We start from the raw sequence: 15,090 nt of genomic DNA on the forward strand, positions 1-15,090 counted from the left end.
TAACAACCTCTTATCTCTTATTCTCTTATCATACACTACTGCTCATACCACTTCTCATCTTTATCAAGTTTTTCCGGTGCATCCTCAAAAAACTTACATTTATCCGCATTTTCACAACTGCCTGCCAATGCATGTCTGCATACCATTCTTTTTTTATGATACCCGACAACAATTCCATCACTTTCCTCGCTCTCATACTCTACCGGCATAAGACAGTGATATTTATCAACCGGGCAAAAACCTTCTATAAGATATTTTTTATAATCCATAAATGTCCTCTTTCCTGCACTTTCCTAACCGCCTGTCATCCAATAAGTCCCATCTGTCTAGCCTTATCAAGAGGATTTTTAAGTGCAAAATCCCATTCTTCCTTTCTTGACTCATACTGGCTGCATATCCATTCGTAAACTTCATCAAGTCCGTTTTCGCTATACTCAAATTCTTTTGTCGTATGAAATTCAAGCGGTGTCTTTTCATAACAGAAAGGCTCCGGCCACACATCCGCCTGTAAAACTTTTACATCATCATCCTTTGAAATACCCGCAACCTGATATCTCATTCCTTTAAAGCTGCATTTTAATACTGCCTTTTTGTTGTAAAAAGAACTTACATCATAAAACGACTGCCTTTTGTTCATTGTCTCTGCCTCACTTTCTAAAAAAGCATATACGAAAAAAGTCTATCCCACACTGGATAGACTTTTTAATAACAGGGGTGGAAGGAATCGAACCCTCCTCTGGAGTTTTGGAGACTCTTATTCTACCGATGAACTACACCCCTATATAGATGCTCGCTCACACGCGACTATTAGATAATATCATACGAAATTTGTTTTGTCAACATTTTTTTGATTTTTGTTACGGCACTTTTTTACAGTGTGGCAGCTATACTGCCACACAACCTCCAATGCATTAATACTTATAATCATTATATCCTCTGAGACGTCTGTACAAACCTGCCTTAGTAAGATAGCTGTATGGTGATACAAAAAATATACCAAGTAATCCAAATGTAAGTGTCCCTAAAATTCCCCATCCTATAAAAGAAAGGTCAAGTACAAACATCTGCCATTTCTGACCGTCTGTAAGTCTTTTACTCTCCTCAAATGCTTTCTGCATGTCAATGTCCGGATTTTCACTTAATATATACGGTATCATTGAATACTCATATCTCTTTATAATTCCCGGAACAATAAAAAGCAATGTCCATAAAAATGTAAATAAATTCTTGAAGAACATTATTTTTATAACATTTAAATAATTGCTCTTAAATGCATATGTAATTTCTCTCATATCGCATTTTGCTTCATAACTTCTGCTAAAAAATCTCTTCGCTCCAACCTCAATAGGATTAAAAACAAATACAGATACTGCTATGCTGACAATCACAACAACTAATGCAATGATAATTCCACCTATTATAACAGCAGAAATAGCTCTCGCAACTGATGGTGTAATATTTTTAGCAATACTGTTTATGGAATCATTCAAACCTCCCGATGTGGCATCTCCATTTGAAAATACCTCACCAAATCCTTTGCTGACACTATTGTAATCAACATCTTTCTTTCCAAAATTAAAATTTGTTCTTCCAACTCCGCTTACATTACCAGCTGTAACAATGGAAAGTATAATACCTCCCAGCACAAACATCCAATAATTAAGCTTTAAAAGATTTTTCGCCTGCGTTTTCAATTCAACCCTGGACCACATAAAAAATTCCCCCTTTTGTATAGTATAATATGTTACCAAGTATTATATTACCATTATTTTACTATGTTGACTATAAAAAATTAGGAATAAATTTTTCTATGGATGTTCTGGCTCTGACGCATAGATTGATATAAACTTTCAGACTCAAGGACGGCTGAGAGCCGTCCATTTGTCGTATAATATCCACTTCCATGACGTCCGTCAAACAAAAACCGCCCCTACATATTCATTATCCAATATATGACCCCAAGCAAAAAACTGCTGAATATACCGTAAAGTATAACCGGTCCGGATATCGTAAATATCTTGCATCCTACTCCGAATACATCACCTTCCGCCTGATATTCTATTGCCGGTGATACAACGGAGTTTGCAAATCCTGTTATCGGTACAACGCTTCCTGCTCCCGCAAACTGTCCGAGTTTCTGATAAATGTTAAATCCGGTAAGTATTACGCTTATTCCGACAAGTGTTATCGTTGTATATAATGCCGAAATTTCTTTATCATTTCCAAACGAAGCATAGACATTGTTTAATATTTCTCCAAGCAGGCATATAGCACCTCCTACAATGAATGCTTTAAGACAATTCATAAATCCGTTTGATTTTGGCGTCATATTATCAACATACTTGTTGTACATTTCCTTCTGCTTATTTTTGTCTTTTTCATTTAATACTGCTCCTATATTCGGCTCGTTACTGTTTTTTTCATTCATTTTAAACCTCACACTTTCTATTTTTATATGTTTGACTCTTATTTTTTAATGACGAACAACTCCACAACGCCTACGCAAATTCCACTAAAGTGTCACCTAATCACCCAAACGCCAATTCATTACTTGCCGTTCCATTCAAAATACATCTGATACAGCGTACCTAATGCCTTGCCCGCTGCCATCATAAATATCAACAGATAAATTCCATAATTTAAGTTTATTCTCTGACACAATATCGGAAACACTCTGATTGCTTCTGCAAGTGCCATAGAAAGACAGCCCACAAATATTCCCGCAAATAATCCAAATATAATAATACCTACATCGCCTATTCTCATCGGAAAATGATATACAGATAAAAGGCTGCCTATTGTTCCACCAAGAACGATGGCACTTTCAAGTTTATATACATGTTCTGCAACTCCCATTCTTGAGGCAAGTCTCGGAATTATTCCAAGTGCCGTAATAAGTGCAAATGTTCCCGCTGCAACAGATACTCCTCCCGCAAAACCAATGATTGCAAGTGCTGTCTCCTGCAAAATATCCATGTTTATTCTCCATTCTTTAATCCTATATTCTTATTTTCTGATGTTGTGGTCATAAGGTATTTTTACCACAGCTGATGCCACAGATTGCTAACTGTTTTTGACCCTTGCATCACTTTCTTATCGTTTCCTCTCTATCCGCATCTTTTATAATCGCCTTATTCATGTCTTCCTCATATTTTCGCATTTCGATATGAACAGGTGTCGGATCATCATGTACTTTGTCACTCTTAAAATGATTGTAGAAACAAAGAATTCCTATCGGTATACCTATACTGTATGAAATTTCAAGAATACTTCCCGAACTTTTATCTACACCTTTAACTATTTTATAAAAATCGTCAAATACATCACCTACACTTACATCCGTATTAAATGTCATAATTGTAAATGCAGCACCGAAAAATACGATTATACATGTTATTGCAAGTTTGGTATACTCCCACGCCGTATTTGGTTTTACGGGCATTTTATATTCCACAACAAAATCCGGTTCACCTATATTTACAATGTCAAATGCAGGACACTCTTTTTGTATCAGATTTATTACCTTTGTAATAGAAAAAATAACTTTTTCGTTTTTATCACCTTTTACCGTATGGAGAACTATGTCTCCTGCACGTTTCATTGCATTGTTGTCCAGTGATAAAATATCAAGTACCTCCGAGAGAACTATTCTTTTATTTGTAACTTTTTTACTCTGTGAAGCTTTTATATAAATCGTTTTATTTTCAACCTGACTCATTTTATCCCCCCACTTATCTAAATTATTCTTCCGTTTGTATATTCTGTGCGTGTATTTCTCTGTATAGTGCAGTAACACACGGTTGTCATAAGTGCAATTCCTATAATAACGGCAATAAGCCATCCCCTGTTTCTCATCATCTCCACAAACCTCCATTCGATTTTGATTTGATGTTGCTAGTATAACGTTCACACCTACATATGAACATCAACCATTTGATAACAGTAGTATGGCTTATTATTTTTTGTTTATTCACAATAATATGATGTTTTGGTCAAAAGATATTTTATAAGTTGTTATTTCCAAGACAACTGAAGTTCGTCTTACGAATTTAATTCCATATACATTTTTTTCAGAATCTTTTTTTCAAGCCTGCTTACCTGAACCTGGCTTATTCCAAGCTTGTCCGCAATCTGTGTCTGTGTCATCTCCTTAAAATATCTGTATTCTATCAGTTTTTTTTCTCTCCCCTTTAATTTTTTTATAAGGTTGTCGATAAGAATGTGATTTATCACTTTTTCTTTTTCTAAATCGCACGCCGTTTCTTTCGCCACAAGCTGATCGACAAGCATAACCTCTCTTCCATCATCCCTATACACATTTTTGTACAGGGAATCCACTTCTACATTTGCATCAAGTGCAAGTACTATATCTTCCTCTGATAATTCCGTAACCTGTGCAATTTCACTTATAGTTGCATTCCTGCCATATTCATGACTCAGCTTTTCAGATGCCTGTTTTATCTTCCAGCCGTTTTCTTTTAATGTCCTGCTCACTTTTATCATACCGTCATCACGCATAAATCTTTTGATTTCTCCCATAATCATGGGCACTGCATATGTAGAAAAACAGACATTAAAACTCATGTCAAAATTATCAATCGCTTTTATCAGTCCTATACATCCAATCTGAAATATATCATCTGCTTCGTATCCTCTGCCATTAAATCGCCTGACAACATTCCAGACAAGTCCCAAATTCTTTTGAACTATCTCGCTTCTTGCTTCTCTGTCACCGGCTCTGGCTTTCTTTAGCAAACACTTTATTTCATCATGCATGCTATTTTGCCCCGACTTTCTTTTTCATATAAATTTTAGTTCCCTTTGAAACCTCAGATTCCACTTTCATCTCATCCATAAATGCTTCCATAAATGCAAATCCCATTCCTGAGCGTTCCCATTCAGGTCTTGTTGTGTAAAGTGGTTCCATAGCTTTGTTTATGTCGGCAATTCCTACGCCGAAATCCTCTATCTCTATTTCCACTTCATTATTATGTATATTGCATGTCATAAATATTCTTCCCGGCCCTGACTCATAACCGTGTATAACTGCATTTGTAACAGCCTCTGATACAGCCGTTTTTACATCAGAAAGTTCCTCAAGTGTTGGATTAAGTCTCGTAATATATGCTGCAACAACAGTCCTTGCAAATGCCTCATTCTGCGAACAGCTCTCAAATTCTATTCTCATAAAATGCCTCCTGAATTGTATCATATTTTTCTATAATCTTATATAACCCTGACACCTTAAATATTCTGTCAACGGTCTTTCCGACATTTGTTACTGCTGCCTTCCCGCCTATAAACATAACTTTTTTGTAACGCCCCATAATAAGTCCTATCCCCGAACTATCCATAAAACTTACATCTTTAAAATCAAAAATAATATTTTTCACATTTCCTGCTTCTATAAGTCTGTCAGATGTTTCACGCAGATAAGTAACGGCATGATGGTCCAAATCATCCCTGATATAAACCACCAGACAATCACCTTTGATTTCATAATGCATCATGTCCATAATCTCTTTTTCCTTTCTTTAATTTCAAACTTTAAATCAATGATTTTAAATTTTCTTTTTCCTAATAACATAAAAAATCTGCCGCCTGTAATCATATTAGATTACATAAGCGACAGACTTCTGCCTTTATCACAGCACGAAAATTTTAACTTTCATACTAATATCCCATCTCTGCTAATTTTGATTTTGCAAGTGCCACTCTGTCTGAGTCAGGGTAATCATTTACAATAGTATCGAAATATTCCTTTGCTTTGTCATATTTCTGTTGTTTCTGATAGCCTCTGCCAAGGAAATAAATTGCCTTGACATTTGTCTCATCATATTTAACAGCCTCTTTCAAAGTTTTAATAGCATTTCCATAATCACCACTGCTGTAATAAGAATATCCCTGCTGATACAATTTTTCCGACATAGCTGCGAAAGTATTGTCTTTTATTCTGTTATATACTTTCTTTGCATAATCATTTTTAAGCGTACTTTCATCAATATCCAACAGCTTTTTCGCAGCATTTTCAGTATCATCTGCAAGATATGAACTTGCTGAACTGAAAAGTGCATCATAAATATCAAGTATTGTCTTTCCATCTTCAGTGTTTATATCACCCTGAAGCTGTTTAAGCTCATTCTTTAATCCATCTATTTCTTTCTGCAATGATTCATTTTTGCTTTTCAGTGAAGATGAATCGCTTGCATCTGCTGCCTGCTGTTCACTATACTGTTTAAAACTGTCATTTGCATTTTGAGCCTCATTCGACTTCATATGAGGTATTATCAAAAAATACATAAGCGCAAGTCCTATCACTATACCAACAACAATATTTATAAATGGCATAATGGACGGTCTTTCTTCTTTATACGGAGTAATCGTCTTGTACGCATCAGGGTCAACCTGTGGCAAAGTTCTTCTCTCAGGTTCTTTTTTGACCACCTTCGGCTGCACTTTAGGACTTTCTCCTCTGATGTGGACATCTGACAACTCTTTCATATAACGCAGAGTTGTCGTATTGGTAACATCTATTTGACTGATGTTTCTGAGAAGTTTTAATGCTTTAACCCTGTTATCTTTTTTACCTGTCATCATGTACAGCAATGCTAAAAGCTGATGTGCCCTGATAAACTTAGGATTTAGATTTACAACTTTTTTAAGCTGTATGATAGCCATATCTTCATCGCCATGTTTTGCCGAATTAAGTGCCGAATTATATTTTCGGATTGTCTGATTATATGTTTCAAGTTTATTAGGATTTGACTGTATCATTTTGATATAGTCTTCCGCATCATTATTTTCTGACTGATAATGTTTGCTTATAACCCACTCACTTAATGCTGATACAATTTCTCCTTCTTCCAAATAGACAAGACCTAAAAGATTTCTTGCATTAGTATTCAATTTGTTGAATTGTAAACTAAGTTTAAGCGACGAAATGGCACCGGATAAATCTCTTACTTTTGCCTGAGATAATCCCTTGTTATAATAAATATTTGAAAGACCGACAACCCTGCGGTAATTTTTTAAATCCTGACCGCAATTGTCACATCTTTTTTTACTAAAAGCTACATTGGCATTACATCTTGGACAATTCATTACTCTTCCACCCATCCTGCTGATTTATTTTTTTTAGTATTTTTACCATTCACATTGTCCTTTAAAATACTATGAAGTAAATCCGTTACGTCAGTTGTATTATTTCCATAAATGGCATCCTCTGCCTGGTCAATCTCCAAACTTGGCTGAAATTTTGCCAACTCAGCTTCAAAATCCATACTACACTACCTCCCGATATTTATCAACTTTTATTCACCGCAACTTGCGACAAATTATTTAACAATATTTTATTCCCCAATCTTATACACTATAATTCCTGCACCTCTTCTTGCATACTCTACATGTTTCTCTTCTTCGGTTACAACTGCTTTCACACCATTTATTGTGATTACATTTCCCGGATATATAATCTTTTCAATAGTAACTTTAGCAAGATTGGCTTTCCCCATCTTCTCAACAATACTCTGTTTCTTTTTGGTAAGCTCACTAAGCTTTGTATCTTTTTCAATTTTTGTCCGCATAAGAGCCATCTTCTTCTCAATCAAATCGGAACGTCCTGTCTTTTCAATAAGTATCTGAACCTGACCGAGTACATTGGTAATCTTTGCAAGTTCTCTCCCTATCTCAGAAATATCCTGTTCGCATTTGTTAAGCAACGCAAATAGGTCACCGTCCACACCTGCACACAATGTTGTCTTTACTTCAGACATATTTCCAATAATTGTCGCATGAATATATCTGGTCGCTGAAACTTTTCCGCCGATAATAATTCCATACTTTCCTGATACAATTACATCCTGACCACACTCAATATCCGAATTCATGATAGCATTAGCGTTTATATCTTTTTTGCACTTTATCTGAACCTGCTCAAAAAATTTGCCAGTCACATCTCCGCCTGCTTCAAGATACCCTTTTCCATTTCCCTGCATTCCGTTTTTAAGGACTATATCTTTTTTAGCTTTAATTGTCGCCGACTCAACATATCCGTCTACGATAATGTTTCCTCTCTCAGATATAACCTTCACTCCGGTCAGCACATTTCCACGGATATGAATATCATTTTGGAATGTAACATCACCTGTTGTAAATGATACATCACCTTCTATAAGAAGCTCCGGCTCTATCTGAAGTTTATCATCACGATATGTTATCTTTCCATCATATTTTGCACGATACTCTTTTTTCTCCGTATCATATATAAAGCCCCTGCCGCTAAGCCTGGCAAGTTCCTTTCCTTTTTTTGCAATAATGGTTTCACCTTTTACGGAAACACCATCCTCCGATGGAATAGCAGGATGATATATAACAACCGTCTGCCCCTCTTCAACGGTAGGAACATCTCCATACTCGGAATAATCTACAGAACCGTCTTCCAATATCTTTGGCTTTGTATCAATCTCTGTCTGAAACAAAAACTCATACCATCCGTCAACTCCGTCAACTGCCTTTTTGCCTTCGGCTACTTTAACAGGCATGTTGTACATTCTGTCATCTATAACTTTTTGTAATTCAGCTTCATCAATTCCATTTACAACACCGGCCTGCTGCAGTCTTTTTTTCAAATCATCAACCGTATAATCAGATTTTGTATTGTCTGTTGTAATCAGGCAAAGATACGCCTCTGAACCATCATTTGAAAATGTAATCTCTCCTCCACCCAGAACCTCTGCATTTGCTTTATCTTCCATTATACCCTCCTCCCTTCCTTGTTAATAACGATAAAGTGTATAATACCGCTACTATAAGAAAATTATATATTAGATGACATCTAAATGCAAGTGGAATAAAAAATCAAAGCTGTGAAGCCAAATAATTGCTCCACAGCTTTATATTTAAACAAAATTGATTATTTTATAAAGCAGCAAGTTCTTCCTCTACTTTACTCATCATTGCCTGATATTTTTCGAGTTTTGCTTTTTCTTCATTTATTTTTGCTTCCGGTGCTTTGCTCATGAATTTCTCATTGTTAAGCATTCCGTTTACTCTCTTAAGCTCTCCCTCAAGACGTTTCTTCTCTTTCTCGAGACGCTCTTTTTCTTTTGCGAGGTCTACAAGGTCTGCAAGCGGCATATAAATTGTTGCTTTATCTATAACTACTGATACTGCATTGTCCTCAATACCTGTCTTGTCACTCTGTACCTGTACTTCTGATGCAGAGATAAGGTGCTGATATGAAGGCACAAGTGATGTGAGTGTCTCTTTTGTCTCATCATCATCTGCTACGATATATACCTTAGCTTTTCTTGATGGTGCTACATTCATTTCACTTCTTCTGTTTCTTATTCCTTTTGTGAGTGCTTTCATAAGCTCTGCTTTATCTTCAGCATCTTTATTATCCCACTCATCCTTAAACTCAGGCCAATTTGAAATCATGATTGATTCTTCCTCTGACTGGAGTGTGCAGAAGATTTCTTCCGTGATAAACGGCATATACGGATGAAGTAATTTAAGTGAGTTGATAAGTACAGTCTTAAGAGTCCAGAATGCAGCATTTGCTGACTCTTTATCCTCATCCTTTGCAAAAAGTCTAGGCTTAACAAACTCGATATACCAGTCACAGAACTCTGTCCATACAAAGTCATTTATCTTCTGAACAGCTACACCAAGTTCATATTTTTCCATATTCTCAGTAACTTCTTTTGCAAGTGTGTTTACCGCTGACAATATCCATTTGTCCTCAACTTTGAGATTGTCATACTCAGGTGTTGTAATCTCGTTGTCACCGAGATGCATCATGATAAATCTTGAAGCGTTCCATACCTTATTTGCAAAGTTACGGCTTGCCTCAACTCTCTCCCAATAAAAACGCATATCATTTCCCGGAGCGTTGTTTGTAACAAGTGTAAAACGAAGTGCGTCCGCACCGTATTTATCTATAACTTCAAGCGGGTCAATTCCATTTCCGAGTGATTTACTCATCTTTCTTCCCTGACTGTCTCTTACAAGTCCATGGATAAGAACTGTATCAAATGGTACTTTTCCTGTATGCTCAAGTCCTGAGAACATCATACGCATAACCCAGAATGGAATAATATCATAACCTGTTACAAGAGTGCTTGTAGGATAGAAATAATCCATCTCCTCTGTCTTGTCAGGCCATCCGAGTGTACTGAAAGGCCAGAGTGCTGATGAGAACCATGTGTCAAGTGTATCAGGATCCTGACGCATAGGCTTTCCGCATTTTGGACATGTGCATTTATCTTCCTTAGTAACTACAAGTTCTCCACAGTCATCACAGTAAAATGCTGGAATCTGATGTCCCCACCAGAGCTGACGTGAAATACACCAGTCACGGATATTCTCTAACCAGTGGAAATATGTCTTTTCAAAATGAGGTGGTACAAACTTTGTGTCACCTTTTTTAACTGCCTCAATAGCAGGCTTTGCAAGTTTTTCCATTGCAACGAACCACTGTTTTGAGACTCTTGGCTCTACTGTTGTATGACAGCGGTAGCAGGTTCCTACATTATGCTCATGGTCTTCTACTTTAAGAAGTGCTCCCTCTGCTTCAAGGTCTGCTACGATTGCTTTTCTCGCTTCATATCTGTCCATTCCTGCATATTTAGGATAATCTGCAACTATCTTTGCATCATCAGTGAGTACATTTATAACTTCAAGATTGTGGCGAAGTCCAACTTCAAAATCGTTAGGGTCATGCGCCGGTGTAATCTTAACAACACCTGTACCAAATTCCATATCTACATATTCGTCTGCAATAATAGGTATCTGACGGTGTACTATAGGAAGGTCAAGCATTTTTCCAACCATATCTTTGTATCTGTCATCTTTTGGGTTTACAGCTACTGCAGTATCACCGAGAAGTGTCTCAGGTCTTGTTGTCGCAAGGTCAATATAACCTGTTCCGTCTGTTGTCTTATAACGGAGATGCCAGAAGTGACCTGCCTGATCCTCATATTCAACCTCTGCATCTGAAATAGATGTAAGACAATGCGGACACCAGTTGATTATTCTCTCACCACGATAGATAAGTCCTTTGTTGTAAAGCTTTATGAAAACTTCCTTTACTGCCTTTGAACATCCCTCGTCCATTGTAAAACGCTCTCTGTCCCAGTCACATGAAGAACCAATTTTTTTAAGCTGCTCGACAATACGGCCGCCGTACTGCTTTTTCCAGTCCCATACATGCTCAAGAAATTTTTCTCGTCCAATATCTTCTTTCTTGATTCCATCTTTTGCAAGTTTCTCTACCACTTTTGCCTCTGTTGCGATAGATGCATGGTCAGTTCCAGGAACCCAGAGTGCTTCATATCCCTGCATACGTTTAAAACGAATGAGGATGTCCTGCAAAGTATTGTCAAGGGCATGTCCCATATGAAGCTGTCCTGTAATATTTGGAGGTGGCATAACAATAGTAAACGGTTTCTTATCTCTGTCTACTTCTGCATGAAAATATTTTTTCTCGAGCCACTTATCATAAGTTCTTTTCTCAATGTCGGCAGGGTTGTAATTTTTCTCTAATTCTTTTGCCATGATAAACTTTTCCTTTCTGAACATAAAAAAGCCCCTATCCGTATAATCACGGATAAAGGGCGAATAAACTATATACGCGGTACCACCTTTTTTTATGTTTAAACCTTCACTACTGCCTGGTACAGAATAAATACACTCTGTCTTATTTAAAAATTTAAACATCATCTCAACATCTTTAACGGAATGACCCGTTGAAAACTAATAACCGTTTCTGACAACGTAATAAACCGCAATCTTTTACGACTGTTTCAACACTTTGTCAAAAAACAGGCTTTCATATCCACAACTCCAAAGCTACCTTCCACATTTTCGTACCTAAACGGTCTTTCAGCCTGCGAACCATTTTCTCTGGCGGACTACAATGTGTACTCCTCTTTTTCTAAGTCTTTACCTCTCAACATGATACTAAATTGAGTGTACATATGTCAAGCAGAAAATCTCAACTCTACTTATTCATAAACTTATCCCACTCTTCTACATCATGAGCCGCTTTCACTACAAGCAGATATGAAAATTCCTCATATTCAATCTCAAATTCATAAATATTTTCTGCTGTTTCATCATTTTTCTTTATGCCTGCCTCAAGCATGTATTTATCAAACAGCATTTCAAATGTTTCCTCATATTTTTCTGCCGGTATTATCTCGTCCGGTATTTCTCTCTGGAATACACCGTCGGCATTGTAAACTTTTACTCCTTCTTTTACAAATGAAGTAATCTGACCATCCTGTAATTTCAATACAAGCTCATTTGTACGCATTTCCCGTATATCTCTGTTGCATGAATTTTTAGCTGAAATCATGACATTGTCAAGATACAAAAAAACATGACCGCTTTTCACTTCTATGCCACCGATATGTGCCTCATTAAAATCAAAATTTTCAAATTCATCAACTGTTCTAAAGTTCATTTAAATCACCATGTCCTTTCATAATATTTGCAAGCTTTTAATTTAAAAAGGGCACCTTAAACGATGCCCCTTTTAATAAAAGTTTTCTGAAATCAGTATCGATTATTTATCGTAATCATCAAGATGAACAACTACATCTCCTAAGTCAATAGAATTATTTCCGGCAATGCCTGAAGCTTCCTCTGTATCTTCCTCGTCCTCTTCTTCTGCATTAAACTGGATGTTTATATCTCCGTTTTCTACCATCGCCTGGAAAACGTCAACGGCTGTCTGAGCCATCTCATCATCTTCAATAGGCTCAAAATTCGGGTCACCGGCTTCATCCTCAAAATATCTGAAAATTAGTACCTCTCCCTGTCCGTTCATAAGAGCTTCTTCATCCTGCTCTAACGGCATAAGTACAGCAAATTCTTCGTCGCTGTATACTTCTTCAATCTGAAATACAGCCATAAGTGCAGCGTCAACTTCATTGCCTTCCTCATCGTTGAGCGTAATCAATGCTACTTCTTCGTTGTCCTCATTAAAAAATAAATCTGTGTTTCTATCGTTCATAATAATCCTCGCTTTTCCTGTTTTAAAAGTTAATTCTTTTTAAAATTATATCATATATGTATAACTAATTACAATGAATTAAGAAAAATTTCATTATTGTTTATTCGCCATTATTTTTTCTATGCAATTCTTCTCTCTGCCTGTCAGCAATAAATTTTTCTATTCCAAACGGCTGCCTCAAACTTTTGCAGCCAACCAAAACACGTTCTTCATCTATATCTTCTTCTCTTACTGCCTGACCAATAAATACCATCGGTATTCTGTTTTTGCTGCCGCCGTGATAATAAACCACTTTTATCGCCTGGCCCACCCAGCCTACAATGCCGTCTATGCCTTCTTTTCGTATAACCAAAGAAAACCCACCTACACTGACATCCTTTAATATAGCCTCAATAGATTGATTTATATTTGCAAGCTGTGCCGTGACATAACTTCCAACATAGACTCTGAATTCATTTCTTCTATTGATAGGTATTCCTTCCTTATCACTGAGTATTATATGGTACTTCTTGTTTTCAAGCATTGTAATCTCTACATCTACATTTATATATTTCTCAGGTAAAGGCTGGGCATCAACAACAACATTTTTAATAATTGAGCTATTGGAAAAATTCAAAATTTTGCCATTATGTTTGACAGGTTCGACAATTATATGTCCTTCACCCGCCTGAACCACACTGGTTTCAAATTCAAGCTGTTCCAAACCGGCAGTAGCTGTCAGATGAACTTTCAAACCACTTGCCATCTCGCCTAATTTTTTTCCCATATTTAATATCCTCTCTTTTTGTAAATTCCCCCCCTCATTCTAATTTTAAACAAGCGATAATATTTGTCAATGTTTTATGTCATGTTTTACCTCAAACACCGATTTTTGCCGCTTATTTGCAATATTCGATAAGTCATCATACTCCATTTTTTCTCTCTCAACACCGTAACCTGATGTTTTCTTTACTCTTACATTTCCGTAATCTGTCTCTATATTTTCTGTTTTTCTTGATAAAATGTATCTGTCACAATTATACTGTCTCACACCTATTGTCGTAGTGTATTTAAACATAATTTTTGCAAATTTTTCTCTCTCATCTTCATGACAAAGACAACAGATTACCGTACCCGGTCTGTTCTTTTTCATATAAGCTGAAATCGTATATACATCAAGTGCACCTGCCTCCAGAATTTTCTCTGTGGCAAATCCTATCTCTTCCGCTGTCATATCGTCTATATTGCATGCAAGTTCAACTACTTTGTCAGTCTTTTCGCAGGAATTGTCACATTCAGAAGTAACCTCTGAACATTGAAAAGCAGTTCCCAAAAGTGCCCTTACACAATTAAGTCTCTCAAATTCTTTCTTTCCGAAACCATATCCAGTCTTTTCTACAACCATTGCAGGCATATCTGAAAAATCATCTGCGAAATATTTTATGAGTGCCGCACCCGTCGGAGTACAAAGTTCTCCTTTTAAACCATCACTGTAATAAGGGACGCCTTCAAGAATAAGAGCAGTTGCCGGAGCAGGGACCGGAAGTTTTCCGTGAGCACACATTACAAAACCACTTCCCGTATGAACAGGAGATACCACAATCTTCCCGATATTAAGTTCATTTATCAAAATACAGACAGCTGCAACATCAGCAATTGCATCCATGTTTCCAACCTCATGAAAATGAATTTGACTGACCGGCTCTCCATGCACCCTGCTCTCGGCATCAGCTATTATATTGTAAACATCCAAAATCTGTTTTTTTATCTTTTCAGATGTATTAAGTTTTGAAACTATTTCTCCAATGTCCGACATAGAAATATGATGGTGGTGGCTGTGTTCATGATGACCTTCTTCATGCTCATGTCCACATTCTTCCTCACTTCCATTGACAATCACATGCATATGAGTTCCGCATATAGCGGATTTTTTCATAATCTCACGTTCATAATGTACGCCAGGTATATTCAGCGAATTAAGCTTTTTGATAATCCCGTCCTTGTGGGGACATAGTTCCAGTAATGCGGCGGTAAGCATATCTCCCGCCGCTCCCATTCCTAAATCCAGATATAATTGTTTCATAATAATCCTC

The 15,090-nt window shown here is 36.8% G+C and carries 18 protein-coding genes and 1 tRNA gene; all 19 read right to left on the reverse strand.

Annotated elements, in window-relative coordinates; all coding sequences use genetic code 11:
• Nucleotides 1-35: 35 nt before the first annotated feature.
• Nucleotides 36-269, reverse strand: a complete 234-nt coding sequence (locus ACZLXV_RS06655; protein WP_482382881.1) for a hypothetical protein — start codon at nucleotides 267-269, stop codon at nucleotides 36-38.
• 35 nt (nucleotides 270-304) lie between these two features.
• On the reverse strand, nucleotides 305-637 hold the full coding sequence (locus tag ACZLXV_RS06660; RefSeq protein ID WP_022225025.1) for a hypothetical protein: 333 nt from the start codon (nucleotides 635-637) through the stop codon (nucleotides 305-307).
• A 72-nt stretch (nucleotides 638-709) separates the two neighbouring features.
• Nucleotides 710-780 (reverse strand) — tRNA-Trp (locus ACZLXV_RS06665).
• Nucleotides 781-911: 131 nt separating this feature from the next.
• Nucleotides 912-1,712, reverse strand: a complete 801-nt coding sequence (locus tag ACZLXV_RS06670; protein WP_022225026.1) for a DUF975 family protein — start codon at nucleotides 1,710-1,712, stop codon at nucleotides 912-914.
• Between the two features lie 218 nt (nucleotides 1,713-1,930).
• Nucleotides 1,931-2,428, reverse strand: coding sequence for a SpoVA/SpoVAEb family sporulation membrane protein (locus ACZLXV_RS06675; protein ID WP_022225027.1), 498 nt, complete (start codon nucleotides 2,426-2,428; stop codon nucleotides 1,931-1,933).
• A gap of 119 nt (nucleotides 2,429-2,547) precedes the next feature.
• Nucleotides 2,548-2,976, reverse strand: a complete 429-nt coding sequence (locus ACZLXV_RS06680) for a stage V sporulation protein AB (protein ID WP_022225028.1) — start codon at nucleotides 2,974-2,976, stop codon at nucleotides 2,548-2,550.
• Nucleotides 2,977-3,085: 109 nt separating this feature from the next.
• Complete coding sequence (locus ACZLXV_RS06685; RefSeq protein ID WP_022225029.1) at nucleotides 3,086-3,718, reverse strand: stage V sporulation protein AA; 633 nt, start codon at nucleotides 3,716-3,718, stop codon at nucleotides 3,086-3,088.
• Between the two features lie 17 nt (nucleotides 3,719-3,735).
• Nucleotides 3,736-3,858, reverse strand: a complete 123-nt coding sequence (locus ACZLXV_RS06690; protein ID WP_022225030.1) for a hypothetical protein — start codon at nucleotides 3,856-3,858, stop codon at nucleotides 3,736-3,738.
• A 183-nt stretch (nucleotides 3,859-4,041) separates the two neighbouring features.
• Nucleotides 4,042-4,776, reverse strand: coding sequence for a SigF/SigG family RNA polymerase sporulation sigma factor (locus tag ACZLXV_RS06695; protein ID WP_022225031.1), 735 nt, complete (start codon nucleotides 4,774-4,776; stop codon nucleotides 4,042-4,044).
• A gap of 1 nt (nucleotide 4,777) precedes the next feature.
• Nucleotides 4,778-5,188 carry an anti-sigma F factor gene (spoIIAB, locus tag ACZLXV_RS06700; RefSeq protein WP_022225032.1) on the reverse strand — a complete coding sequence of 137 codons (411 nt, stop codon included), beginning with the start codon at nucleotides 5,186-5,188 and terminating at the stop codon, nucleotides 4,778-4,780.
• Nucleotides 5,172-5,510, reverse strand: coding sequence for an STAS domain-containing protein (locus ACZLXV_RS06705; protein ID WP_367335237.1), 339 nt, complete (start codon nucleotides 5,508-5,510; stop codon nucleotides 5,172-5,174). The genes spoIIAB and ACZLXV_RS06705 overlap by 17 nt, the downstream gene beginning before the upstream one ends.
• Nucleotides 5,511-5,673: 163 nt before the next feature.
• Nucleotides 5,674-7,101, reverse strand: coding sequence for a tetratricopeptide repeat protein (locus tag ACZLXV_RS06710; protein ID WP_022225034.1), 1,428 nt, complete (start codon nucleotides 7,099-7,101; stop codon nucleotides 5,674-5,676).
• Nucleotides 7,101-7,280: a hypothetical protein gene (locus tag ACZLXV_RS06715; protein WP_022225035.1), complete on the reverse strand. Its 180-nt coding sequence runs from the start codon at nucleotides 7,278-7,280 to the stop codon at nucleotides 7,101-7,103. The genes ACZLXV_RS06710 and ACZLXV_RS06715 overlap by 1 nt, the downstream gene beginning before the upstream one ends.
• Nucleotides 7,281-7,349: 69 nt before the next feature.
• The gene (locus ACZLXV_RS06720; protein ID WP_482382882.1) at nucleotides 7,350-8,753 is read right to left on the reverse strand and encodes a flagellar assembly protein A; all 1,404 of its coding nucleotides are present in this window, start codon (nucleotides 8,751-8,753) and stop codon (nucleotides 7,350-7,352) included.
• 163 nt (nucleotides 8,754-8,916) lie between these two features.
• Entirely contained in the window at nucleotides 8,917-11,556 is a 2,640-nt protein-coding gene (locus ACZLXV_RS06725; RefSeq protein WP_482382883.1) for a valine--tRNA ligase, read from the reverse strand.
• A gap of 445 nt (nucleotides 11,557-12,001) precedes the next feature.
• Nucleotides 12,002-12,466 carry a subtilin biosynthesis sensor protein SpaK gene (locus tag ACZLXV_RS06730; protein ID WP_482382884.1) on the reverse strand — a complete coding sequence of 155 codons (465 nt, stop codon included), beginning with the start codon at nucleotides 12,464-12,466 and terminating at the stop codon, nucleotides 12,002-12,004.
• A gap of 102 nt (nucleotides 12,467-12,568) precedes the next feature.
• On the reverse strand, nucleotides 12,569-13,018 hold the full coding sequence (locus ACZLXV_RS06735; RefSeq protein WP_022225039.1) for a DUF1292 domain-containing protein: 450 nt from the start codon (nucleotides 13,016-13,018) through the stop codon (nucleotides 12,569-12,571).
• 100 nt (nucleotides 13,019-13,118) lie between these two features.
• The gene (locus tag ACZLXV_RS06740) at nucleotides 13,119-13,784 is read right to left on the reverse strand and encodes a PilZ domain-containing protein (RefSeq protein ID WP_022225040.1); all 666 of its coding nucleotides are present in this window, start codon (nucleotides 13,782-13,784) and stop codon (nucleotides 13,119-13,121) included.
• A 66-nt stretch (nucleotides 13,785-13,850) separates the two neighbouring features.
• Entirely contained in the window at nucleotides 13,851-15,080 is a 1,230-nt protein-coding gene (larC, locus tag ACZLXV_RS06745; RefSeq protein WP_482382885.1) for a nickel pincer cofactor biosynthesis protein LarC, read from the reverse strand.
• Between the last annotated feature and the right edge of the window lie 10 nt (nucleotides 15,081-15,090).

Source organism: Butyribacter sp. (assembly GCF_056818865.1).

Coding starts and splice junctions, on each gene's coding strand:
- ACZLXV_RS06695 (WP_022225031.1), bottom strand. CDS start 4,776: ATGCATGATGAAATAAAGTGTTTGCTAAAGAAAGCCAGAGCCGGTGAC.
- ACZLXV_RS06660 (WP_022225025.1), bottom strand. CDS start 637: ATGAACAAAAGGCAGTCGTTTTATGATGTAAGTTCTTTTTACAACAAA.
- ACZLXV_RS06725 (WP_482382883.1), bottom strand. CDS start 11,556: ATGGCAAAAGAATTAGAGAAAAATTACAACCCTGCCGACATTGAGAAA.
- ACZLXV_RS06715 (WP_022225035.1), bottom strand. CDS start 7,280: ATGGATTTTGAAGCTGAGTTGGCAAAATTTCAGCCAAGTTTGGAGATT.
- larC (WP_482382885.1), bottom strand. CDS start 15,080: ATGAAACAATTATATCTGGATTTAGGAATGGGAGCGGCGGGAGATATG.
- ACZLXV_RS06670 (WP_022225026.1), bottom strand. CDS start 1,712: ATGTGGTCCAGGGTTGAATTGAAAACGCAGGCGAAAAATCTTTTAAAG.
- ACZLXV_RS06680 (WP_022225028.1), bottom strand. CDS start 2,976: ATGGATATTTTGCAGGAGACAGCACTTGCAATCATTGGTTTTGCGGGA.
- ACZLXV_RS06655 (WP_482382881.1), bottom strand. CDS start 269: ATGGATTATAAAAAATATCTTATAGAAGGTTTTTGCCCGGTTGATAAA.
- ACZLXV_RS06710 (WP_022225034.1), bottom strand. CDS start 7,101: ATGAATTGTCCAAGATGTAATGCCAATGTAGCTTTTAGTAAAAAAAGA.
- ACZLXV_RS06730 (WP_482382884.1), bottom strand. CDS start 12,466: ATGAACTTTAGAACAGTTGATGAATTTGAAAATTTTGATTTTAATGAG.
- ACZLXV_RS06735 (WP_022225039.1), bottom strand. CDS start 13,018: ATGAACGATAGAAACACAGATTTATTTTTTAATGAGGACAACGAAGAA.
- ACZLXV_RS06675 (WP_022225027.1), bottom strand. CDS start 2,428: ATGAATGAAAAAAACAGTAACGAGCCGAATATAGGAGCAGTATTAAAT.
- ACZLXV_RS06720 (WP_482382882.1), bottom strand. CDS start 8,753: ATGGAAGATAAAGCAAATGCAGAGGTTCTGGGTGGAGGAGAGATTACA.
- ACZLXV_RS06740 (WP_022225040.1), bottom strand. CDS start 13,784: ATGGGAAAAAAATTAGGCGAGATGGCAAGTGGTTTGAAAGTTCATCTG.
- ACZLXV_RS06685 (WP_022225029.1), bottom strand. CDS start 3,718: ATGAGTCAGGTTGAAAATAAAACGATTTATATAAAAGCTTCACAGAGT.
- ACZLXV_RS06705 (WP_367335237.1), bottom strand. CDS start 5,510: ATGATGCATTATGAAATCAAAGGTGATTGTCTGGTGGTTTATATCAGG.
- ACZLXV_RS06690 (WP_022225030.1), bottom strand. CDS start 3,858: ATGATGAGAAACAGGGGATGGCTTATTGCCGTTATTATAGGAATTGCA.
- spoIIAB (WP_022225032.1), bottom strand. CDS start 5,188: ATGAGAATAGAATTTGAGAGCTGTTCGCAGAATGAGGCATTTGCAAGG.